This is a genomic window from Peribacillus sp. NPDC097284 (assembly GCF_044761765.1).
Taxonomy (GTDB): domain Bacteria; phylum Bacillota; class Bacilli; order Bacillales; family DSM-1321; genus Peribacillus.
In genome coordinates this window covers 18,796-42,154 of sequence record NZ_JBIWCZ010000018.1, presented here as the reverse complement: position 1 = coordinate 42,154, position 23,359 = coordinate 18,796, and the positions used below count along the sequence as shown (strand labels likewise).

General features: G+C 40.8%; 24 protein-coding genes. All 24 read left to right on the top strand.

Going from position 1 to position 23,359, the window contains the following annotated elements; all coding sequences use genetic code 11:
- Positions 1-167 precede the first annotated feature (167 nt).
- The 24 genes from ACIQXU_RS19520 to ACIQXU_RS19405 all read left to right on the top strand — a co-directional run bounded on the left by ACIQXU_RS19520 (position 168) and on the right by ACIQXU_RS19405 (position 23,290).
- Positions 168-935, top strand: a complete 768-nt coding sequence (locus tag ACIQXU_RS19520) for a TatD family hydrolase (RefSeq protein WP_402991798.1) — start codon at positions 168-170, stop codon at positions 933-935.
- Between the two features lie 347 nt (positions 936-1,282).
- Positions 1,283-2,368 carry a ubiquitin-like domain-containing protein gene (locus ACIQXU_RS19515; protein ID WP_402959599.1) on the top strand — a complete coding sequence of 362 codons (1,086 nt, stop codon included), beginning with the start codon at positions 1,283-1,285 and terminating at the stop codon, positions 2,366-2,368.
- Positions 2,369-2,605: 237 nt separating this feature from the next.
- Positions 2,606-3,169: a ribonuclease M5 gene (gene rnmV / locus ACIQXU_RS19510; protein WP_402875892.1), complete on the top strand. Its 564-nt coding sequence runs from the start codon at positions 2,606-2,608 to the stop codon at positions 3,167-3,169.
- The gene (gene rsmA, locus ACIQXU_RS19505) at positions 3,162-4,040 is read left to right on the top strand and encodes a 16S rRNA (adenine(1518)-N(6)/adenine(1519)-N(6))-dimethyltransferase RsmA (RefSeq protein WP_402991795.1); all 879 of its coding nucleotides are present in this window, start codon (positions 3,162-3,164) and stop codon (positions 4,038-4,040) included. Before rnmV ends, rsmA begins: the two co-directional genes overlap by 8 nt.
- A gap of 200 nt (positions 4,041-4,240) precedes the next feature.
- Positions 4,241-5,119: a sporulation peptidase YabG gene (gene yabG, locus ACIQXU_RS19500; protein WP_402875895.1), complete on the top strand. Its 879-nt coding sequence runs from the start codon at positions 4,241-4,243 to the stop codon at positions 5,117-5,119.
- Between the two features lie 308 nt (positions 5,120-5,427).
- Entirely contained in the window at positions 5,428-5,679 is a 252-nt protein-coding gene (veg, locus tag ACIQXU_RS19495; protein WP_402875897.1) for a biofilm formation stimulator Veg, read from the top strand.
- Between the two features lie 148 nt (positions 5,680-5,827).
- Entirely contained in the window at positions 5,828-6,004 is a 177-nt protein-coding gene (locus ACIQXU_RS19490) for a small, acid-soluble spore protein, alpha/beta type (protein ID WP_402991792.1), read from the top strand.
- A gap of 325 nt (positions 6,005-6,329) precedes the next feature.
- Entirely contained in the window at positions 6,330-7,199 is an 870-nt protein-coding gene (gene ispE / locus ACIQXU_RS19485) for a 4-(cytidine 5'-diphospho)-2-C-methyl-D-erythritol kinase (protein ID WP_402875900.1), read from the top strand.
- Positions 7,200-7,261: 62 nt separating this feature from the next.
- Positions 7,262-8,086 carry a pur operon repressor gene (purR, locus tag ACIQXU_RS19480; RefSeq protein WP_402875902.1) on the top strand — a complete coding sequence of 275 codons (825 nt, stop codon included), beginning with the start codon at positions 7,262-7,264 and terminating at the stop codon, positions 8,084-8,086.
- A 12-nt stretch (positions 8,087-8,098) separates the two neighbouring features.
- Positions 8,099-8,473 (top strand): RidA family protein, encoded by a 375-nt coding sequence (locus ACIQXU_RS19475; RefSeq protein ID WP_402875903.1) that lies wholly within the window; start codon positions 8,099-8,101, stop codon positions 8,471-8,473.
- A 191-nt stretch (positions 8,474-8,664) separates the two neighbouring features.
- Positions 8,665-8,961, top strand: a complete 297-nt coding sequence (gene spoVG, locus ACIQXU_RS19470) for a septation regulator SpoVG (RefSeq protein ID WP_034316332.1) — start codon at positions 8,665-8,667, stop codon at positions 8,959-8,961.
- 574 nt (positions 8,962-9,535) lie between these two features.
- Positions 9,536-10,909, top strand: coding sequence for a bifunctional UDP-N-acetylglucosamine diphosphorylase/glucosamine-1-phosphate N-acetyltransferase GlmU (gene glmU / locus ACIQXU_RS19465; RefSeq protein ID WP_402875905.1), 1,374 nt, complete (start codon positions 9,536-9,538; stop codon positions 10,907-10,909).
- A gap of 15 nt (positions 10,910-10,924) precedes the next feature.
- Positions 10,925-11,878, top strand: coding sequence for a ribose-phosphate diphosphokinase (locus ACIQXU_RS19460; protein WP_402875907.1), 954 nt, complete (start codon positions 10,925-10,927; stop codon positions 11,876-11,878).
- Between the two features lie 206 nt (positions 11,879-12,084).
- A complete protein-coding gene (locus ACIQXU_RS19455; protein ID WP_402875909.1) occupies positions 12,085-12,723 on the top strand; it encodes a 50S ribosomal protein L25/general stress protein Ctc in 639 nt (212 codons plus the stop codon).
- 245 nt (positions 12,724-12,968) lie between these two features.
- The gene (gene pth / locus ACIQXU_RS19450) at positions 12,969-13,529 is read left to right on the top strand and encodes an aminoacyl-tRNA hydrolase (RefSeq protein ID WP_402875912.1); all 561 of its coding nucleotides are present in this window, start codon (positions 12,969-12,971) and stop codon (positions 13,527-13,529) included.
- 107 nt (positions 13,530-13,636) lie between these two features.
- Complete coding sequence (gene fin, locus ACIQXU_RS19445) at positions 13,637-13,867, top strand: anti-sigma-F factor Fin (protein WP_402875914.1); 231 nt, start codon at positions 13,637-13,639, stop codon at positions 13,865-13,867.
- Positions 13,868-14,018: 151 nt separating this feature from the next.
- A complete protein-coding gene (gene mfd / locus ACIQXU_RS19440) occupies positions 14,019-17,555 on the top strand; it encodes a transcription-repair coupling factor (RefSeq protein ID WP_402991789.1) in 3,537 nt (1,178 codons plus the stop codon).
- Positions 17,556-17,739: 184 nt separating this feature from the next.
- Entirely contained in the window at positions 17,740-18,276 is a 537-nt protein-coding gene (gene spoVT / locus ACIQXU_RS19435) for a stage V sporulation protein T (RefSeq protein ID WP_402875918.1), read from the top strand.
- Positions 18,277-18,492: 216 nt separating this feature from the next.
- Positions 18,493-20,124: a putative polysaccharide biosynthesis protein gene (locus tag ACIQXU_RS19430; protein ID WP_402991787.1), complete on the top strand. Its 1,632-nt coding sequence runs from the start codon at positions 18,493-18,495 to the stop codon at positions 20,122-20,124.
- A complete protein-coding gene (gene yabN / locus ACIQXU_RS19425) occupies positions 20,111-21,589 on the top strand; it encodes a bifunctional methyltransferase/pyrophosphohydrolase YabN (RefSeq protein WP_402991784.1) in 1,479 nt (492 codons plus the stop codon). The genes ACIQXU_RS19430 and yabN overlap by 14 nt, the downstream gene beginning before the upstream one ends.
- Positions 21,590-21,614: 25 nt before the next feature.
- Positions 21,615-21,878, top strand: coding sequence for an RNA-binding S4 domain-containing protein (locus tag ACIQXU_RS19420; protein ID WP_402875960.1), 264 nt, complete (start codon positions 21,615-21,617; stop codon positions 21,876-21,878).
- A gap of 73 nt (positions 21,879-21,951) precedes the next feature.
- Positions 21,952-22,260 carry a sporulation protein YabP gene (gene yabP, locus ACIQXU_RS19415; RefSeq protein ID WP_402875924.1) on the top strand — a complete coding sequence of 103 codons (309 nt, stop codon included), beginning with the start codon at positions 21,952-21,954 and terminating at the stop codon, positions 22,258-22,260.
- The gene (gene yabQ, locus ACIQXU_RS19410; protein ID WP_402991781.1) at positions 22,257-22,889 is read left to right on the top strand and encodes a spore cortex biosynthesis protein YabQ; all 633 of its coding nucleotides are present in this window, start codon (positions 22,257-22,259) and stop codon (positions 22,887-22,889) included. Before yabP ends, yabQ begins: the two co-directional genes overlap by 4 nt.
- Before the next feature lie 14 nt (positions 22,890-22,903).
- On the top strand, positions 22,904-23,290 hold the full coding sequence (locus tag ACIQXU_RS19405) for an FtsB family cell division protein (RefSeq protein ID WP_402991778.1): 387 nt from the start codon (positions 22,904-22,906) through the stop codon (positions 23,288-23,290).
- Positions 23,291-23,359 lie beyond the last annotated feature (69 nt).

Genomic DNA, 23,359 nt, shown 5'->3' with positions numbered 1-23,359 from the left:
AACACTTTTATGTTTTTTATTTATATGCCCCAGTGCAGCAGGCATCTACTGAGACCATTCTTTAGTCCCTGCCTTCAGGGAGGGACTATGTAATCTTTTTGTTACCTAATTGAGAAACATAAAACTCTCATTACGAAATAAAATAGTGCTAGAAAGGAAGAATAAACATGCTTTTCGATACACATGTACATGTAAATGCAGAGCAATTCAATGAAGATCTTGAAGAAGTCATAGAAAGAGCGCAGGAAGCGGGCGTAAAAAACATGGTTGTCGTCGGCTTTGACCGCCCTACCATCACTAGAGCAATGGAACTAGTGGAAATATATGAGTTTATGTTTGCAGCAATCGGTTGGCATCCTGTTGATGCAATAGATATGATTGAAGAAGATCTCCAGTGGATTGAAGAACTCTCCGCACATCCTAAGGTAGTTGCTATAGGGGAAATGGGCCTTGACTATCATTGGGACAAATCGCCGAAGGAAATTCAAAAGGAAGTTTTCAGAAAACAAATACGCCTAGCAAAAAAGGTAAAGTTGCCTATCATCATTCATAATCGTGAAGCAACCGCAGATATCGTGAGCATATTAAAGGAAGAAGGTGCTTCAGAAGTGGGAGGCATCATGCATTGCTTTAGTGGTAGTGCCGAAACAGCTTTGGAATGTATCGATATGAACTTTTATATTTCATTGGGGGGCCCCGTTACCTTCAAGAATGCGAAGAAACCAAAAGAAGTAGCAGCAGCTGTGCCATTGGATCGTCTATTAATTGAGACGGATTGTCCTTACCTAGCACCCCATCCCTTTAGAGGAAAGCGTAATGAACCATCCTATGTGAAACTCGTCGCCGAGCAAATTGCAGACATCAAGCAACTTTCCGTGGAAGAAGTATCCCAGGCGACAACGAGTAATGCCAAGAAATTATTCGGCATTAATTGACATCATTTTGGGTCACGTTCTCCCGGGATTTGCTATTTAGAAAGCATTTTTTGAAGTTTCTACAAATCTCTCTCCCAACATAGGTGTTTTATGTCGAGAAGTCACCCTTTCCTTTTCTATGAGGAATATGCATAATAGGTAATAATTTCCTAAATGAGAAGTGGATGGGTTGACAGCTCGATAAGTATGTCTATATAATCACCGGGAGGAAGGAGGAGTTTTTCATTCTATCAAAAACTATGAAAAACCTTATTTCCAGACTTGTAGGTAAGAAGCGAATAGCGGTTGCAATATGCACGGCAATTCTCGTCACTACGGCGCTGGGAATACTGATCCATAAAGGAACAATGCATACAGTCACAATCATGCTTGACGGGAAAAAAGAGGTAGTGCGGACACACGCGGCTACTGTAAATGATATGTTAAAAGATTTAGAGATTACGGTTCAAGCCGCAGATTATGTACATCCTTCTGTTGACAGTGAAGTAGCTGATGATCTAGAGGTAGTGTACAAGCAGGCTCGAAAAATTGTCATGGTACAAGATGGTGAGCAAGAGGAAGTCTGGTCAACCGCCGATACCGTAGAGGAATTTATCAAGGAGCAGGAGCTCGGAGTAGATGAGAAGGATAAAGTTACTCCTTCAAAAGACACGAAGCTTAAAGCAGATATGGAAGTTAGCATCGATAGAGCCTTTTCACTGAACTTGGTGGTAGGTGGAAAAGAAAAGCAGGTTTGGTCAACTTCGACTACGGTCGCTGACTTTTTAAAGCAACAAGGTGTCAAACTCAATGATTTAGATCGAGTTGAACCAGGATTAGTGGAAAAAGTTGAAGCAAAGAATACGGTAAACGTTATTCGAATTGAAAAAGTCACCGATGTAGTGGAAGAACCTGTCGATTATGCTGTCATTACTAAAAATGATGATTCTTTATTAAAAGGGAAAGAAAAGATCGAAAAAGAAGGAAAAAAGGGTATCACTTCCAAGGAATACGAAGTGATCAAAGAAAATGGAAAAGAAGTCAAAAGGAAATTGCTTTCTGAAAAAGTTGTGAATAAAAAGCAGGATAAGGTCGTAGCGGTCGGAACTAAGAAGCTTGAAACCCAAGAATCACCGAGAGCAACGAATGTGAATTCTACCAGCGGAAAAGAAATTTACGTCTCATCAACGGCCTATACAGCAAGTTGCCACGGCTGTTCAGGTGTTACTTCAACAGGAGTGGATCTGAAAAGTAATCCTAATGCCAAAATCATAGCAGTCGATCCAAGCGTGATTCCCATGGGCTCGAAGGTCTATGTCGAAGGTTATGGCTATGCTACTGCTGCCGATAAGGGCGGAGCGATTAAGGGAAACAGAATAGATGTATTCTTTTCATCGAAAAACGACGCTTATCGTTGGGGTGTAAAGAAAGTGAAAATCCGAGTACTGGATTAATAAGTTTTCTCTCGCAGGAGATAAATTGTCTCCTGCTTTTTTGACGTTTTATTTTACCATTTGTTGAAACCAACAGTATAAACCTGCTTTAATAAAAGAGACGATTCAATAAGTCATAAAATTTCAGTGTAAACTAAAAGTGAATCGAGTGATGGCGTGAGAAGCCATCCCGATGGAAAAGTCGTGGCAAGGTCTGTTTACATAGTAAGTCTTGCGCTTTTCTGTATGGAGGAAAACATGAAAAAGATTAAAGAAATCATTGTTGTTGAAGGTAAAGATGATACAGTAGCGATAAAAAGGGCGGTCAATGCGGATACCATAGAAACGAACGGTTCTGCCGTGAATCAATCCTGTATAGATCAGGTAAGGTTGGCACAAGTCACACGTGGTGTTATCATTTTTACGGATCCGGATTTTCCAGGACAAAAAATCAGAAATATCATTTCAGAACAAGTAAAGGGCTGTAAACATGCCTTTTTAACGAAGAAAGAGGCGTTGCCTAAGTCAGGCAGGGGAATAGGCGTGGAGCACGCTTCACCTGAAGCGATTCGTAATGCCTTGAAAGACGCACAACTCATGGATGAGGAAGCCCAAGAGGAAATATCCCAGCAGGATTTAATAGATGCAGGTTTAATCGGTGGTGCGGGAGCTAGAGAGCGAAGAGAAAGACTTGGTTCCATCTTAAAGATCGGTTTTACAAATGGTAAGCAATTATACAAGCGATTAAAAATGTTTCAAATATCAACTGAGGCTTTTAGCGAAGCGATTGTACAGATAAATCAGGAGGAAAATCATGAATAAAGATATAGCAACCCCTGTCAGAACGAAAGACATCCTAAAGAAGTATGGATTTTCGTTTAAAAAGAGCCTTGGGCAAAATTTCCTAATCGATACGAATATCCTGAAGCGGATTGTCGAGCATGCGGAGTTGACAGAGGAAAGTGGAGCGATTGAAATTGGGCCAGGTATAGGGGCGCTGACTGAACAATTAGCGAAAAGCAGCAAAAAGGTCACAGCCTTCGAGATAGATCAGCGCTTACTTCCGATACTAGCCGATACACTGTCTCCATACGACAATGTGAAAATCATCCATGGGGATGTCTTGAAAGCGGATGTCAAGCAGGCCATCGAGGAAGAGTTCAAGGATATCAAGGATATAATGGTCGTAGCCAACCTTCCTTACTATGTTACTACTCCCATCATTTTGAAGCTTTTGTCAGAGGACTTACCGATTAGAGGCATCGTATGTATGTTGCAAAAGGAAGTCGCCGATCGAATCGCAGCTAAGCCAGGCACGAAGGAATATGGTTCTTTATCGATTGCCATTCAATATTATACGGAAGCAGAGACGGTTATGATCGTTCCAAAAACGGTGTTCATGCCGCAACCGAATGTCGATTCGGCTGTTATTCGCCTCACAAGACGGGTTATACCGATTGTCGAAGTACAAGATGAGGACTTTTTGTTCGTCGTGACCCGGGCGAGCTTTGCACAGCGCCGAAAAACGATATTAAATAACTTAACAAGTCAGTTGCCGGAAGGAAAAGCGAAAAAGGAATTAATTCTTGCTGCTCTTAAGGCCGTAGAAGTCGACCCGACTAGGCGAGGGGAAACATTGAGCATTGAGGAATTTGGACGCTTGAGTGATGCATTACTGCCGAATTTTAAATAACCATTACCAATCTAACGTCGGAAAGGGGTTCTATTCTCCCTCATCCGGCTTTTTTTTTGGATTAGAGCGGGTAGTGAACCGATTCCCGCATATGATATACCCCAATTTTCACTTTCACCATTCGTGGGGCGTTAGCATAACTTAAGAAAGAAAACAATCTAGGGTGGGCTTTAAAATAAGTCTTCTCATGGGGTGGAGCAATGAATGTTCAGATAAATGATATTGTCGGTCGGCTCTCTTATAAATGCGACGTACTATTTCGGGTAATTGATATCCGTGATAATTACGGCAAACGTGAAGCGGTTCTTTACGGGGAAGATATTCGGCTAATCGCAGATGCACCTTTTCAGGATTTGATGATCATAAACGATAATGAGCGAAGTGTCCGTCAAAAGTCCAATGAAGCACTCCAAGAACAATCCTACCGCCTATTAACGCAAGATTTAGAGCTTCAGCAGCAAAAAAGCGGATATCAATCAAGTAATGGGTACCGCTATAGCGGAGAATACTTTCAAATACCAGGCAGAGTGCTACATGTAGACGGGGATGCTTCCTATCTTCGAAAATGCCTGGACCTTTACCAGAAATTCGGCATACCGGTGAATGGCGTCTATTGTAACGAAAAAGAAATGCCCCAGAGAATTGGCAGCCTACTGGACCATTACCGTCCAGATATCCTTGTCGTCACGGGTCATGACGCCTATTCTAAATCAAATGGACCGATGTCCGATATCAACGCCTATCGTCACTCCAAGGATTTCGTGCAAACCGTCCGTGAGGCGAGAAAGAAGGTATCACATCTAGATCAACTAGTTATATTCGCTGGTGCTTGTCAATCCCACTTTGAATCGATCATCCAAGCAGGGGCTAATTATGCAAGTTCCCCTTCGCGCGTGAATATTCATGCGCTTGATCCCGTATATATTGTCGGTAAGGTAAGTTTCACGGCCTATATGGAGAATCTTCATGTTTGGGATGTTCTTCGCAATACGTTAACAGGCGAAAAAGGATTGGGCGGGATTGAAACAAAAGGCATGCTTCGAACAGGACTCCCCTTTAAACCTTTCCAGGAAGAATGATGAGCTGCATTTTGAAAGAATGCAGCTTAATTTATTGCTTGAAATTTCGGATATCAATAATTCTGAGGGGATTTTTTTAATCGAAAAAGGGAGCAGAGGACTCAGTAGCGAAAATTTTTCCTTTTTGATAATGAATAGTTCGCTTACATATATTTTCAATTACTAGGAGATAATAAAAATGTTAACGATTTTTGCGGAATTAAGGTAAAAATATATTGACTACATTTTTAACTGCTGATATAATTTATTATTTTGTTTGCGTATATTAACAATTTGTGATATACTATAATTAGTGAGGTGGACCGAAAATGCCAAAAACTCTAGCTGATATTAAAACTGCACTTGATTCAAACCTAGGTAAAAGATTGCTTTTGAAAGCAAACGGTGGAAGAAGAAAGACTGTAGAACGTTTTGGAATTTTGGCGGAAACTTATCCGGCTGTTTTTGTAATTGAACTCGACCAAGATGAAAATGCGTTTGAAAGAGTATCTTACAGCTATGCGGATGTATTAACGGAAGCCGTGGAACTAACCTTTTTAAACAAACAACAAGAGATTTAACTTAGAGGAAGTAGCAGACAATATGTTTGCTACTTTTTGATTTGTCCAAAACCCAGGTGTGACCAGTTCAGGGTGGAATAAGTAAGCATGAAATAGCGTATGTAACAAACAATAGGCATGTGACAGCATGTGAAAGGGGTTGTTTCGCTTGAGTAGAAAAAAAGGGATTATGTCCGAGGACTTTAAAGAGGAATTGGCAAAAGAACTTGGATTTTACGATGTTGTCCAAAAAGAGGGTTGGGGCGGAATCCGAGCCCGCGACGCAGGAAACATGGTAAAACTTGCAATCGAAAAAGCACAACGTCAAATGGTGGATAAAGGATAGAATCTCACTAAAATGAATCATGCTGTCCTTACGAAATGGGCCAGGCTCTTTCTTCAATGTATAGCGATATCCTTTTATGCTTACATTGTAGATACAGGAGTCTGGCCTTTTATTATAAAGAAACATAAGCGAATAACGGGCACTAAGTTGCATGGCAAGTCCTTCAAGAAGGAGCAACGGCCCCCTCTCCCCGCAGTCCTTTTCTCCCCTCTAAGGTATTCTCCACTTCAATACATTGTAAATACGATGAAAAAACCTTTAGAATAGAAACAAATATGATAGAATAGGACAAGAACTTTTAAGAACGTTAAAGTAGGTGGACATATTGAAGCTTATGGAAAAAGCCCCGGCTAAAATTAATTTAGCTTTGGATGTGCTTTTCAAACGGCCTGATGGGTATCACGAGGTGGAGATGATCATGACGACAGTCGATCTTGCCGATAGAATAGAGCTAAAAGAAATAAAAGGGAACCACATTCAAATTCTATCTCATAATCGATTCGTTCCGGATGATCATCGGAACTTGGCGTATCAAGCTGCATTCATTTTAAAGGAACGTTATGGAATTAATAAAGGTGTTTCTATTACAATAGAGAAAAATATTCCTGTAGCAGCCGGACTTGCAGGTGGAAGCAGTGATGCCGCTGCTACATTAAGAGGATTAAATAGACTGTGGAAGTTAGGACTTTCCATGGATGAACTTGCTGAAATAGGGGCAGAAATCGGTTCTGATGTTTCGTTTTGTGTATATGGAGGGACGGCTTTGGCTACAGGACGTGGGGAAAAAATCATGCATCTTCCTACACCGCCCAAATGCTGGGTTATTTTAGCCAAACCGACTATTGGCGTATCTACCGCTGATATATATAAACGATTGCAGGTTGCCAAAATGGATCATCCTGATATTCCCGGTATGATTTCGGCCATAAGGGATAATAGTTATGAACGTGTATGCGACGGTCTGGGAAATGTACTGGAGCAGGTTACATTGCAATTGTATCCAGAGGTGGCCAACATTAAAGACCAAATGAAGACGTTCGGCGCAGATGCTGTCTTGATGAGTGGAAGCGGACCGACAGTCTTTGGACTAGTGGAACATGACTCCCGTATGCAAAGGATCTATAACGGACTACGAGGATTTTGTGATCAAGTCTATGCTGTCCGCATGTTAGGTGACCGTAGCGACCTTGAATAAATGCGGACAATGATGTTATAGTTGCATTATAATATTCGGAAATGACAGAGGGTGTGTTACAAATGAAATTTCGTCGCAGCGAGAGGCTAGTCGATATGACCAATTATTTATTAGAACATCCAGGGGAACTCGTTTCACTGACCTATTTTGCTGAGAGGTACAGTTCTGCCAAGTCTTCAATAAGTGAGGATTTGACGATCATCAAGGATACCTTTGAGCAAAGAGGAATAGGTTCTTTGACGACCGTACCGGGTGCCGCGGGTGGCGTAAAGTATATCGTTTCCATTAAACGGGAGGAAGCCGATACCTTTATAGATGAGCTTTGTGAAACAATCGCTAGTCCTGAAAGACTATTACCGGGCGGCTACCTATATATGACCGATATCTTAGGTCACCCGCAAACTGTGAATAAGGTCGGCCGGATCATCGCTTCCATGTATGCCAAGAAAAATGTCTCGGTTATAATGACGATGGCTACTAAAGGGATATCATTAGCATACGCGGTGGCGAACTATTTGAATGTTCCCGTCGTCATAGTAAGAAGGAATAATAAGGTGACAGAAGGCTCTACCGTTAGTATCAACTATGTCTCTGGCTCGTCTAAAAGAATCCAGACAATGGTCCTTTCAAAGAGAAGCTTGGTTGAGGGATCGAATGTGCTGATTGTGGATGATTTCATGAAGGCAGGAGGGACAATCAACGGGATGGTAAGCCTTCTGGATGAATTTAAGGCGACTGTTGCCGGGATTGCTGTCCTCGTAGAGTCCGAACATACGGAAGAGTGTCTCGTGGAGGATTATGTGTCATTAATCAAGCTGACGCAGGTTGTTGAAAGAGATAAAAAGATAAACGTTAGTCGTGGAAACTATTTTACTAAAAGGGATTAAGGGGGATTTTTCATGAAAAAAGTACACACGAATGAAGCACCAGCAGCAATCGGTCCATATTCACAGGGTATCATTGTGGAAAGTTTATTCTATAGTTCGGGTCAAATTCCTCTTACTGCTTCCGGGGAAATGGTGAATGGAGACGTAAAAGAACAGACGCATCAGGTATTTAGGAATCTTCAGGCTGTATTGAAAGAGGCAGGTGCTACTTTAGACACAGTCATTAAAACGACGGTATTCATTAAAAGCATGGATGACTTCAGTTCGATTAATGAGGTATATGGAGAGTATTTTTCTACACATAAACCGGCGCGGTCTTGCGTAGAGGTCGCACGTTTGCCTAAGGATGCTCTTGTGGAAATAGAAGTGATTGCGCTCGTTAAATAAACGGGCTCTTTTTTTTGCCTTTTCTAGGGGGATTGTAGTGGGTACTTTTCCAGTATTTTCATGATGTTTTTAATATTTTTTCAAAACTAGGCTTAATTTTCTAAAAAACTTACAGATAATAGAAGGATTTCCCGTTTATTTGTTGAATATGTACTTTAAGATTTAACAACTAAAAGGGATGGTGAGCTTAAATGGAAGTTACTGACGTAAGATTACGCCGTGTGAATACGGATGGTCGTATGAGAGCAATCGCATCAATTACACTCGATAATGAATTTGTGGTTCATGATATTCGAGTAATTGACGGAAATAATGGTTTATTTGTGGCTATGCCAAGTAAACGTACTCCAGATGGGGAATTCCGTGATATTGCGCATCCGATTAATTCTTCCACACGCGGGAAAATTCAAGAAGCTGTCTTGACAGAATATCATCGTTTAGGAGAACTTGAAACCGAATTAGAGGAAGCAGGAGCAGGAGCTTCTTAAGTGTTTTACATGGTCCATTATAAATAAGTGCAACCAGAGCCTACTTCTTAAGTAGTGCTCTTTTTTATTTTTATGACTTGTAAATATTGAATCTAGAAAAGTAACTGGTACTATCTTCAAAATTACAAATACCCCTTTTGTTTTATGTATAAACATTTTTTTTAGTAAATTTTATTTTTTATAAGAAAAATAATTACTTACCATTAAAGTAAAAATTGATCAATTGTGATTGATGGTCATTACAAGGGCATTCGCCGCATTGAAAGCATTACTTTTACATAGGGAAATAAGGAATGGAATCACTGTATAAACGCGGGTGTTATAGCATTTCAGGGAATGGACCTGCTACTTGATAGTCGCTTTTCACGTACATGGGTGAGAGAAATGCAGCTCATTTTGCAAAGGGGATTATAATGAATGGGGGAATTTTAATTAGTTTTTATTCCCATATTAAGGTCAAAGGTCTGATGGACAGAGGTTAACATTATCATCTACTTTCAAATGTTACCTTGAAAAGAATCCTTATTTAAGATAATATTTTTAATGGATAAAAAGGTGAAAATGGAGGCCTGTTATGAGTAATCGCTATGCAATAATTTTGGCCGCTGGGCAAGGCACTAGGATGAAATCTAAGCTTTACAAGGTTTTACACCCTGTTTGCGGAAAACCAATGGTACAACATGTTATCGATCAAGTCAATCAACTTCAAATAGAAGATATTGTAACAGTTATTGGGCATGGAGCAGAAAAAGTACAAGAACAACTTGGGGATTCATGCAAGTACGCCTTGCAAGAGCAACAATTAGGTACGGCACATGCTGTTATGCAGGCGGAAAGCGTATTAGCAGGTAAAAGTGGAATAACACTTGTTATTTGTGGGGATACGCCCTTAATCAAAGCAGAAACGATGGAAGCGCTTATCGCTTTACATGAAAAAAGCCAGGCGAAGGCAACCATTCTGACAGCGTATGCAGATCAGCCAGATGGATATGGCAGAGTCTTACGTAGTGAAAATGGACTTGTCGAAAAAATTGTCGAGCATAAGGATGCTTCTGTTGAAGAACGATATGTTAAGGAAATTAATACGGGAACATATTGTTTCGACAATCAGGCCTTATTTAGCGCACTGAAAAAAGTTTCAAATGAAAATGTCCAAGGTGAATACTATTTACCGGATGTTATTGAAATCTTAAAACAAGCAGGCGAAACAGTTACGGCCTTTCAATCAAGTAACTTCGACGAAACTTTAGGTGTAAACGACCGCGTCGCTTTATCACAGGCGGAACAAATATTACGGAAACGCATCAATGAGTTGCACATGAGAAATGGCGTCACAATCGTTGATCCGCTTACGACGTATATTGAATCCGATGTGAAAATTGGCCAGGATTCAATCATTTATCCTGGTACAATGATTAAAGGGCGAAGTGTTATCGGAACAGATTGCCAGGTTGGCCCACAATCGGAAATCATAAATTGTGTAATCGGGAATGGAACGGAAATTCGCCAATCGGTTGCACAGGATAGCCAAATTGGTAACTCTGTGAAAGTCGGCCCGTTTGCGCATATCAGACCGGAATCGGATATACAAGATTCCGTGAAAATCGGAAATTTTGTCGAAATTAAAAAGTCCGTATTCGGAAAAGGAAGCAAAGCCTCTCATTTGAGTTATATAGGGGATGCTGAGGTTGGAGAGAATGTTAATATAGGCTGTGGATCTATTACCGTGAATTATGACGGTAAAAACAAATATTTGACGAAAATTGAAGACGATGTCTTTATTGGCTGCAATTCAAATCTCGTTGCGCCTGTAACGATTGCAAAAGGAGCATATGTTGCTGCGGGGTCAACAATCACCAAGGATGTACCGCAGGAAGCTCTGTCAGTTGCCCGGGCACGTCAAGTTAACAAAGAAGATTATGTGAAAAAATTAAAATTCAATAACTAACCCACGGAGGTCATCATGTCAAATCAGTATTTAGATCCTAATTTAAAAGTATTCTCTTTGAATTCAAACTTTGGTTTAGCCCAAGAAATTGCCGCAACAATTGGCGTTGAACTTGGAAAATGTACCGTAACGAGTTTCAGTGATGGTGAAGTTCAAATTAACATAGAAGAAAGTATTCGTGGGTGTGACGTTTATGTCATTCAATCAACGAGCCAGCCTGTAAATGAGAACTTGATGGAACTTTTAATCATGATTGATGCTTTAAAACGTGCTTCGGCAAAAACGATTAACATCGTTATGCCTTATTATGGATATGCACGCCAAGATCGTAAAGCACGCGCACGTGAGCCGATCACAGCTAAGCTAGTAGCAAATCTATTAGAAACAGCTGGCGCACACCGAGTTATTACATTAGATCTTCACGCACCGCAAATTCAAGGTTTCTTCGATATTTTAATTGATCACCTAGTAGCGGTTCCAATCTTGTCTGACTTCTTCAAAGAAAAAAATCTTGAAGATATCGTCATTGTTTCTCCTGACCATGGTGGTGTGACACGTGCCCGTAAAATGGCGGATCGTTTAAAAGCACCGATTGCTATTATCGATAAACGCCGTCCAAGACCAAATGTGGCTGAAGTAATGAACATCATCGGTAACATAGAAGGAAAAACAGCTATTCTGATTGATGACATCATCGATACAGCAGGAACCATTACACTTGCAGCGAATGCCCTTGTAGAGCATGGAGCTAAAGAAGTGTATGCATGTTGTACTCACCCGGTCCTTTCAGGTCCAGCTATTGAGCGCATTCAAAATTCATCAATCAAAGAATTAGTCATCACAAACTCAATTGTCCTTTCTGAAGAAAAGAAAATTGATAAAATTGTTGAATTGTCTGTGGCTCCATTGATTGCTGAGGCGATCATTCGTGTGCATGAAGAACAATCTGTTAGTACATTGTTCGATTAATAGTCAGTTTTAAAAAACATGGTGGGCCTTATGGTCCGCCATTTTTTTATTCTCTGGTTTTTAAAAAAGTTCTCCCTACTCCCCCTTATTCTTTTTTGGAGTCGTATTTCTAGCGTGCCAATATATGTTTAATCTTTCTCTGATAAGGGAAGATTTAAATATATAGTGAAACTGTAATATTTTATATTCAGGAAGGCGGAGGATGTATGAGTAATCTATTAGTAGCTAAAGAACGTAAGGGGACTAAACATTCTAATTTAAAGGACTTAAGGGAAAGCGGAGAAATTCCGGCCGTCGTATATGGGAATAAAAATGGCAGCACAGCCATTTCAGTCAACAACGCGGATTTCCAAAAAACAATAAAAGAAGTGGGCCGTAACGGAATTATTTCGTTAGATTTAGAAGGAACTAAACATCAGGTCATGCTTTCTGATTATCAGAAGGATCCGTTGAAAAACCATGTATTTCATGCCGATTTCTTAATCGTGGACATGAAAGCAGAACTACAAGCACAGGTACGCATCAATCTCGTAGGTACATCCAAAGGGGTTAAAGATGGTGGCGTCCTACAGCAGTCACTACATGAGGTAACTGTTTCAGCTAGACCTGATGATATCCCGGAATCAATCGACGTTGATGTCACAGAGCTTCAAGTAGGTGAAACAATCTACATATCTGACGTCCAATCAAACCAAAAAGTCACAATTGAAAACAGTGGGGAAGAAGTCATTGCTTCTGTATTACCACCTCGTCAAGAAGAGGAAATTAGTACAGGTGAACAGCAAGATGGTGGAATCCCAGAAAATGAGGAAGGCAGGGAGACTAAGCCTTCACCAGAGTCATGATGCCGGGATTATAGAAGTTAATCATGGTATAATAGGCGTAGCTCTTTATGAGTTGCGTCTTTTTTTGCTTCTCTGCATTCGTTAAGGAGTTATTGGTTTTAATTAGAAATAATTTCTAATTAGTTCTCCGGTCGCTTGCGGAAATACTTAAAATTAAGGTACTATTTTTCTAAGGTCACTTATGATTTTTAGAATCTTCGGTCAAACGTAACTCTCTAAATATCAGGAATGACGGAGTGTGAATCATGAAAATCTTTGTAGGGTTAGGAAACCCGGGTAAGCAATATGAAAAAACACGGCATAATGTCGGGTTTGAAGTGATAGATGAGTTAGCTAAAAATTGGTCCATTTCACTTGACCAAGCCAAGCATAAAGGCATTTATGGTGTGGGAATGGTGCGGGGCGAGAAGGTCTTACTACTTAAGCCTTTAACCTACATGAATTTGTCGGGAGAATCCATATCGGCCGTCATGCAATTTTTCAAAGTGGACGTATCGGATGTTATCATCATTTATGATGATCTTGACTTACCGCCCGGAAAAGTACGGCTTCGTCAAAAAGGAAGTGCAGGCGGACATAATGGGATTAAATCAACCATTGCCCATTTAGGTACCCAGGACTTCAATCGAATTAGAATAGGGATTGGCCGTCCAGTCGGTCGTATTCCAGTGCCTGATTATGTCTTGGGCCGTTTTTCTAAAGAAGATTGGGATCATGTCGGGGCTACAATCGAAAAAAGTGCAGCCGCCTGTGAAACATGGCTAGAAAAACCATTTACTCAGGTCATGAACGAATATAACCAATAAGGTTAGAGTAGATATAAGTTAAGGAGAAATTTCTTTCTGTTTCGCTGAATAAATCTCCCCTATTTTAGTACATACTAACGGTATTATTAAATAGGGGGTTATCGAATATGGCTCTCCATTATCGTTGCCGGCATTGCGGAACTAAATTAGGTTCACTTGAGCATGACGCATTGACCGCGGAGCAGTTGGGGTTTAATCAACTTACTGATGAAGACCGTCAAGAGATGATCGTTTATGATTCCGAAGGGGATATGCATGTGAAGGCAATATGTGAAGAATGTTATAATTCACTGCAAAATAACCCAGAATATTATGAAAGCGATTATATTATTCATTAGCGGGAGAGGGCTTTGGACAAAAATCCAAAGCATTTTTCCGTTCATTTTAGTATATATGGATTGAAAAATAGAGAATAGGTTTGATTCGGTTATAGAGAGAGTAAATACAATCAAAAGGATTTACGCATGATCAAGAGAGGAGGGACAGACTGTGGATGGATTACAACACTTGTTCTCTAAACAAGATGATGTTCATTCGTTAATAGCAGGCATAGACGAAGGATTAAAAGAACAAATGGTATCTGGCTTGACTGGATCTTCAAGATCACTTCTGCTGGCATCTGTATATGAGAAGACGAACAGACCAATCTTAGTAGTGACCCATAACCTACTACAAGCTCAAAAGTTCCAGGAGGATTTATCGAGTTTTATCCCGGAAGATGAGCTATTTATATATCCAGCCAATGAATTAATTGCTGCAGACATGAGTGTGGCCAGTCCTGAATTACGGGCACAACGCGTAGAAGCATTGAATTTCTGGGCAAAAGGTAAGAAAGGAATTGTCATTGCACCGATTCCTGGTGTCCGCAGAATACTTCCTCCGAAAGATGTTTGGAAGAAGCATCAGCTTTCCTTTAAATTAGGTGAAGAAATCAATCTGGAATCCACATTGGGTAAATTCATCGCTATGGGGTACAATCGGGCTGAAATGGTGTCTTCCCCTGGGGAATTCAGCATCCGGGGCGGTATCATCGATATCTATCCGATAACGGATCCGGACCCTATTCGGATTGAGTTATTCGATACGGAGATTGATTCTATTAGAACGTTCTCATCAGAAGATCAGCGCTCCATTAAAAAGCTTCAGACCGTAACAATCGGTCCGGTTAGCGAAGCTCTATTGGAAACGATTCATATTGAATCCATTATTTCGAAACTTGAAAGCGGATTAAGTAAGAGCTTGAAAAAGGTAAAAGATGAAAAAACGAAAGAACAATTGGTCCAAACCATCAGCTATGAACTTGAGCAGCTTAAGGACGGTAATAAGCCTGATCAAATCTTCAAATACCTAAGTTTAGCATATGATAAACCAGCTAGTTTAATAGATTATCTTCCCGGAAATGGATTGGTGTTCCTGGATGAAATCAGTAGAATCCAAGAACTTAATGATTCTTTGGAAAAGGAAGAGGCAACATGGTATACAGACCTTATAAGTCGGGGGCAGATTATCCATGATATACAAATGGCCCATCCAATGCATGAATTAATTGCAAAATCAAATCGGCCGTTTGTGTACCTTTCTTTGTTTTTACGTCATGTGCCGCATACGAACCCTCAAAACATCCTTAATTTTTCCAGTAAGCAAATGCAGAATTTCCATGGACAGATGAATGTATTCAAGGCAGAACTGGAACGTTGGAAAAAAGGGAATTTTACGGTGATCATTCTTGGGCAAGATGAGGAACGAGTAAAAAAGCTCCATTCCATATTAGCAGATTATGATATCGAAGCGGCAGAACTCCTGGATGCAAACAGCATCCTTCCTGGAAAGGTGCAGATATTACGCGGCAGCCTTAATAGCGGTTTTGAATTGCCAATGCAGAAATTCAGCATTATTACGGAAACTGAATTGTTTAATAAGAAGACAAAAAAGTCGATTCGCAGGCAAAAACTATCAAATGCGGAACGGATCAAAAGTTATTCCGAGTTGAAAATCGGTGATTACGTCGTTCATGTCAATCACGGGATTGGTAAATACTTAGGAATTGAAACGCTAACGATAAACGGGGTACATAAGGACTATCTGCATATCAAGTACCAAGCGGATGACAAATTATATGTTCCTGTTGATCAAATTAACCTTGTTCAAAAGTATGTTGGTTCAGAAGGTAAAGAACCGAAGCTTTATAAGTTAGGCGGAACAGAATGGAAACGTGTAAAAAGTAAGGTTCAGTCTTCTGTGGAGAACATTGCAGATGATCTAATTAAACTCTATGCAGAACGAGAAGCAGCAAAAGGCTATGCCTTTTCCCCTGACGGCGATATGCAGCGGCAATTCGAAACTTCATTCGCCTATAATGAAACGGAAGATCAACTGCGATCCATTACCGAGATTAAAAAGGATATGGAACGTGAAAGGCCGATGGACCGTTTGCTATGTGGTGATGTGGGTTATGGAAAAACGGAGGTGGCCATTCGTGCCGCTTTTAAAGCAATCATGGATGGTAAGCAGGTCGCTTTCCTTGTTCCGACCACGATTCTTGCTCAACAGCACTATGAAACATTGAGGGAGAGATTCCAGGAGTATCCAATATCCATAGGGCTAATGAGTCGCTTCCGTACAAAAAAACAGCAAACGGAAACGATAAAGGGAATAAAAGCTGGCACAGTGGACATCGTTGTCGGCACACACAGAATTCTATCTAAGGATTTGGTATATCATGATTTAGGCTTGCTGGTGATTGATGAGGAACAACGCTTCGGTGTAACTCACAAAGAAAAAATAAAACGATTGAAAACCAATGTCGATGTATTGACTTTGACTGCTACGCCTATTCCAAGGACTCTTCATATGTCGATGCTGGGTGTTCGTGATTTATCCGTCATAGAGACACCTCCGGAAAATCGTTTTCCAATCCAGACCTATGTAATGGAGTATAACGGAGGCTTAGTCAAAGAAGCAATCGAACGTGAGTTAGCGAGAGATGGACAGGTTTATTTTTTATATAATAGGGTAGATGATATAGCAAGAAAAGCAGAAGAAATTTCCATGTTAGTACCGGATGCCCGCGTTACCTTTGCTCACGGACAAATGTCCGAGCAGGAGCTAGAAGCCGTCATGTTTGGTTTTCTAGAGGGAGAATATGATGTTTTAGTAAGCACAACCATCATAGAGACCGGTGTGGATATTCCCAATGTTAATACGCTCATCGTTAATGAAGCAGATAGAATGGGCCTTTCCCAGCTTTATCAGCTACGGGGACGAGTTGGACGTTCAAATCGGGTGGCCTATGCATTCTTTACTTATAGAAAAGATAAAGTGTTGACTGAAGTTGCCGAAAAACGTCTCCAATCTATTAAGGAATTCACCGAACTAGGATCAGGATTCAAAATTGCCATGCGGGATCTATCCATCAGGGGAGCAGGAAATATATTAGGTGCTCAACAGCATGGATTCATCGATTCAGTTGGTTTTGATTTATATTCTCAAATGTTACAAGAGGCTGTTGAGGCAAAACGTTCGGATAAACCAATCGAAGAAAAGTCTACACTTGAAATTGATGTTGAAATTGATGCATACATCCCAGATGCCTACATAATGGACGGACATCAGAAAATAGAAATGTATAAACGGTTCAGAGGCGTTGCTTCTCTAGAAGAAGTTGAGGAATTAAAAGAGGAGATGCTCGATCGATTTGGCGAGTACCCGGAAGAGGTTGCTTATCTATTTTTAATCGCTGAAATGAAGGTGTTTGCTAATACGGCTGGTATTGAGAGCATCAAACAGCTTAAACAGGAAATCACCATCCTCCTTAGGGAAGAAGTAAGCAGCATCGTGGACGGTCAAAAGGTCTTTGAGCTTGGCTCGAAATACGGCCGTATGGTTGGCTTCGGTATGGACGGTAATCGAATGAAACTTGTTCTGCACATAAAAGGTGTAGAACAAACCAAGTGGTTACCTATACTTTTCGAGATGACCAAAGGCCTCCAGTTCGTCAAAAAAGAAATACAAGCGACAAAAAATTAATGAGAAGATGGTTCTCTTGAAGAAGCCTTCTGGCACACTTATAAAAAATACATCAAAAAGAAATATTTTTTCAAAGTGTATAGAACTTACCATTAGAAAAATACTAAGTTCAATAGCTGGTGATGTTTTTGCTTTACAAAAGAGGATATATCAAATCAATTAGATGAAAGTGAGGCAACATTAGATGAAAGCAACTGGTATCGTTCGGCGAATTGATGATTTAGGTAGAGTTGTCATCCCAAAAGAAATTCGAAGGACTCTCCGCATCCGTGAAGGTGACCCATTAGAAATCTTCGTGGACAGAGATGGAGAAGTCATTCTAAAGAAATACTCCCCTATTAGTGAACTAGGTGATTTTGCAAGAGAATATGCAGAAGCAATATATGATAGCCTAGGAAATCCAGTTATGATATGTGATCGTGATACTTACATTGCTGTAGCGGGCGGGTCTAAAAAGGACTATTTAAATAAAAGCATCAGTGACTTGGTAGAAAAAATCATGGAGGAAAGAAATCCTGTCCTTGAATCACCGAATGGACAAATTTCCTTCGTGGATTCAAATGATGAAGAAGTTCAATCTTATGCAGCAGCTCCGATCATAGCCAGTGGTGACCCGATAGGTGCGGTTCTGATTTTCTCTAAAGATGGCGCATTAGGTGAAGTTGAACAGAAGTCGGTTGAAACAGCAGCTAGTTTCCTTGCAAGGCAAATGGAACAGTAAGTCAGGAAATGCAATTATATATATGGATGTGTAAAGGGCAGCGATCGCTGTCCTTTTTGTTCTTTTAAAAAAAGATCATAACAGGGAGTCCCATGAATAAATGGAGTCGTGCTTTTGCTGGAGGATCGTGTTAAGAGGAGGGGACCCTGTAAGTAAAATAACTTCTACAAATTGTGCTATAATAACAACCACATATAAGTGAAAAGGGGAAAAAGAATGGCTGAAAAGCCTTATAAAACTTCAAGGGACATCTTTCGAGGAGCCTTGATTTTAAGTGCTGCGGCCATTATCGTGAAAATTTTGAGTGCAGCCTATCGCATTCCATATCAAAATGTCGCCGGGGATATCGGGTTCTATATTTATCAACAGGTATATCCTTTTTACGGAGTGGCTTTGACACTCTCTACGCTTGGTTTTCCCGTTGTTATATCAAAACTCATTGCAGAACGGGGCTCTTCCGAAAATGACTACACGATAAAAGACATTCTGTCGACTGCTTTGGTTGTTTTAGGTTCCATCGGTTTATTGTTATTCATGGCTCTATTTCTCGGAGCAGATTGGATTGCGGGGATCATGAGAGACCCAGAGTTATCAGGGCTTTTGAAAATCATAGCATTTTCCTATTTACTCATGCCGTTTTCATCCGTTTTAAGAGGATTCTTTCAAGGGAAAAATGATATGATTCCAACGGCTGGCTCCCAGGTCGCTGAACAAAGTATCCGGGTTGTAACCATCCTTGTATTATCGACACTGTTTGTGCATATGGGCTATTCTCTGTATGATGTCGGTAAGGGCGCGGTCTTCGGTTCGATTACGGGAGGGATATCGGGGCTTGTTCTGTTGTTTGCCTTCGTGCTTTTGAGACGGGAGTGGAAGCTGTTTAAGCCAATGGGTGTTAAGAGGCCCCACTTCATTCGTATTTCCAGGAGCTTAATCTTTCAAGGTTTCGCCTTTTGTGTGACCGGGCTTATACTCATCCTGTTTCAATTTGTGGATTCCTTGCACCTCTACTCGCTATTGAGAGGGTCCGGGATGGGTGAAGGAGAAGCCAAAGGGTGGAAAGGGGTCTATGACCGGGGACAACCTTTGCTTCAGTTGGGGACCGTCGTGGCGAACTCTTTTGCATTGGCGCTTGTCCCTGTTATCTCCGGGTTTGTCCGGGACCGTAATGATCAAGAAATTCTAGGAAAGGTTAGAGTGGTGTTGCGTGTGAGTGCAACGATTGGATTGGCTGCCGCCGTGGGTTTGATGGCAACGATGAGACCGGTCAATTACATGTTGTTCACAGACTCAAAAGGTACAGTCACCTTAGCCATCTATTCCATATCGATATTATTTACGTCACTAATCATGGCAAAAGCTGCGGTGATACAATGTCTGGGTCATTCGGTAGCCCCGGTAATCATCACGCTAATCGGGGTAGGGAGCAAGTGGCTATTAGATCTTGCCCTTATCCCTCGCTATCACATTGCAGGGGCGGCATGTGCTACCGTTCTGGCTTTCTTTATCATGACGATTTTGTTTTATATAGTAGTAAAGGTACATATCAAAAAGCCTTTATTTGAAAAGAGGCACCTGTATATTATTTTAGGAAGTACGGCTTGCATGGGATTGGCAGTCCTGCTATTCAATGAAGCATTCCGCTGGGTGATGCCACCTGAAGAAAGTAGGATGCTTGCTACATTCCAAGCATTAGGCGGAGTGGGCATGGGAGCGGTGATCTTCTTATTCATGATCATCCGTACTGGGTTGTTCACGGAAGAGGAGCTTGCCTTGATACCAGCAGGGTTAAAAGTTAAAAGGCTTATTAAAAAGAAGAATCGAGGTACTGAAAATGTTGACGAATGAGATAACGATTATAGGTCTTGGTGCGGGCGATTTAGACCAGCTCCCATATGGAATCTATAAGAAACTGACTCAAACAAAGGAATGCTTCGTCCGGACAATGGACCACCCGGTCATCACGGATTTGACGGCGCTAGGAACTAAGTTCCTTTCTTTTGATTCAGTATATGAAAAACATGACCAGTTCGAAGCTGTATACGAGGAAATATCAGAGACGTTATTAAGCGAAGCCATGAATGGTCCTGTTCTATACGCTGTACCAGGCCACCCGATGGTTGCCGAGAAGACGGTCCAGCTCTTACTGGAGAAAGGACCGGACCGTGGAGTTGCCATCATGCTTGAAGGTGGTCAAAGCTTCCTTGATCCTCTATTCCAGGCCGTGAAGATTGATCCGATTGAAGGATTTCAACTTCTGGATGGAACGGATCTTTCCCCGGACGACTTACATATCCGGCAACACATGATCATCGGGCAGGTATACGATGCCTTCAGTGCTTCTAACGTGAAATTGACGCTGATGGAGAAGCTTCCTGATGACTATACAGTGTATATCGTAACAGCGGCAGGAAGTAGCGAGGAAAAGGTTACCCAATGTGCGCTTTATGAGTTAGATCGGCAAATGGAACTGAGCAACCTAACGAGTGTTTATGTACCGCCCGTTAAAGAAGAGGCCTTGCAGTACCGGGAATTTTCCAAGCTTCGTCAAATCATTGCGCAGCTTAGAGGACCTGATGGATGTCCGTGGGATAAGAAACAAACACATGATAGCCTAAAAAAATATTTAATAGAAGAGGCTTATGAACTGATAGACTCAATCGATGAAGAAGATGATGAAGGAATGATTGGGGAATTGGGGGACGTGCTGCTACAAGTGATGCTTCACGCGCAAATTGGTGAAGATGAAGGCATGTTCACTATAGATGATATAATTGGCGGGATTTCGGCTAAAATGGTCCGGCGCCATCCTCATGTGTTCGGAGATGTAGAAGTGAGTGGCGAGGAAGACGTTTTAGTGAACTGGCAGAAAATCAAAGAAGAAGAAAACGGACAAGACGCAGACAGGGATGTCTCCCTTTTAGATGGTGTGGAGAAATCACTGCCAAACTTGCTTCGTGCCGAGGATTATCAGAAAAGGGCAGCGAAGGTCGGGTTCGACTGGGGAGAGGTTTCCGAAGCATGGAAAAAGGTTATAGAAGAAGTGCAAGAATTTGAAGACGAAATGAAGGATCCTAACCCAAATAAAGATCGGATAAAGTCCGAATTGGGCGACCTCTTTTTTGCGCTTGTCAATGTTTCGCGCTATTATGACATACAAGCAGAAGAAGCTGTCCATAAGGCAAATCTTAAGTTTTATAAACGGTTTACATATATAGAAGAATGTATCAAAAAGGAGGAAAAGAATTTCTCTGATTATACACTGGAGGAATTGGATTCCTATTGGAATGAAGCCAAAGCAAAAGGACTTTAAATTATAAGGGGATGTAAACATGCCAATGAGATTAGATAAATTCCTTAAGGTATCAAGATTAATCAAGCGAAGGACCCTTGCGAAAGAAGTTGCGGATAAAGGTCGTATCACCATCAATGGGCAACAGGCAAAGGCGAGTTCAAATGTAAAAGAGGGTGACGAATTAACGGTGCGTTTTGGTCAAAAGTTGGTTACCGTCCGCGTAGAGAAAATCCAGGAAACGACGAAGAAAGAAGCAGCCGCCGAGATGTTTTCAATCATTAAGGAAGAAAAGCTGGCAGAAGAGTAGGGACAGGCTTGTTCTAATTCATCCCATCTGCACATACACTTGTACAAAATCAATGGTATTGTGAGGGATGGAAATGAGCCAATATATTGATCCAAATGCTGGTTATACAAAAGGAACGATTCAGGAACATGATGTCACGATGAAGGGCCGTCGTTTATTGGATATTACCGGGGTGAAACAAGTGGAAAGTTTCGATAACGAAGAGTTTCTGCTTGAAACATCCATGGGCTTCTTATCTATTCGTGGACAAAATTTACAAATGAAGAATCTAGATGTGGATAAAGGGATTGTTTCAATCAAGGGGAAGGTATTTGACCTCGTATACTTAGATGAACAATCTGGGGAGAAAGCTAAAGGCTTCTTTGGCAAATTGTTCAAATGACCCTGACGATTCAATTTTATACGTTGCTTGCGATGATTGGAATGGGCAGTTTGTTTGGTGCTGCCCTAGATACGTATAACCATTTCTTGAAGCGTTCAGAGAGGAATAAGTGGATTGTTTTCCTCCATGACTTTCTTTTCTGGATCATTCAAGGCCTAGTCATTTTTTATGTCCTGTTTTTAGTGAATGAGGGTGAGCTACGCCTCTATTTATTTTTGGCCTTATTATGCGGATTTTCTGCCTACCAAGCTCTTTTTAAAGATTTGTATCTTCGATTATTGTCATTTGTCATTTCTTTGGTGGTCAAGCTGTTTAGATTTCTAACAGAACTGGTCCGCCTGGTACTATTTGAGCCAATTAAATGGATCATCATGACCATGTTTGTATTCATCATGGGGATAGGCAAGGGTGTCGGAACGCTTTTAAAAGGGATAGGTAAAGTGATTCTCTTTGTATTAAATATATTCTGGAAGCCTCTAAAATGGATATTTTTAAAAACGTGGAATTTATTTCCGGTTTTTGTTACAAAAAATGGCGAGAAGTTTTATAATAAAGGCAAAGGGATTTTATTGAAAATGAAGAATTCTATTAGTGAGACAATCCATAAATGGAGAAAAAGAAGAAAATGAGGAGTGATAGGACCATGAGCAGCCTCAAGAAAAGGAATGTAGCAAAAATCGAAAATCCTTATGTCGCTCAACAAGAGAAAAAGGTACAAACAGTCAAAAAAAAGAAACGTGGTTTAGTCCGCCGACTAACGCTATATTCCGTTTTCGCTGCTATCTTTTTGATTGTGGCTGTGTCCACTCTCGTTACGCAGAATATTGCCTTAGATGAAAAAGTACAGCAAAAGGAAGAACTAGAAGGAAAGTTAGCGAAAATGGAAAAGAAAGAGACACTTCTTAAAGAAGAGATCGTAAAACTGAATGATGAGGAGTACATCGCAAAGATCGCGAGAAGGGATTACTTCCTATCAGATAAGGGAGAAGTCATCTTCAACCTTCCAAAGGCGAAGGAAGATAGCGACTAATATTGACACTATTTTTTCACTTTAGCTATAATATAAGTGAAGAGATTTTTTAACATTTCTAAGGAGGAA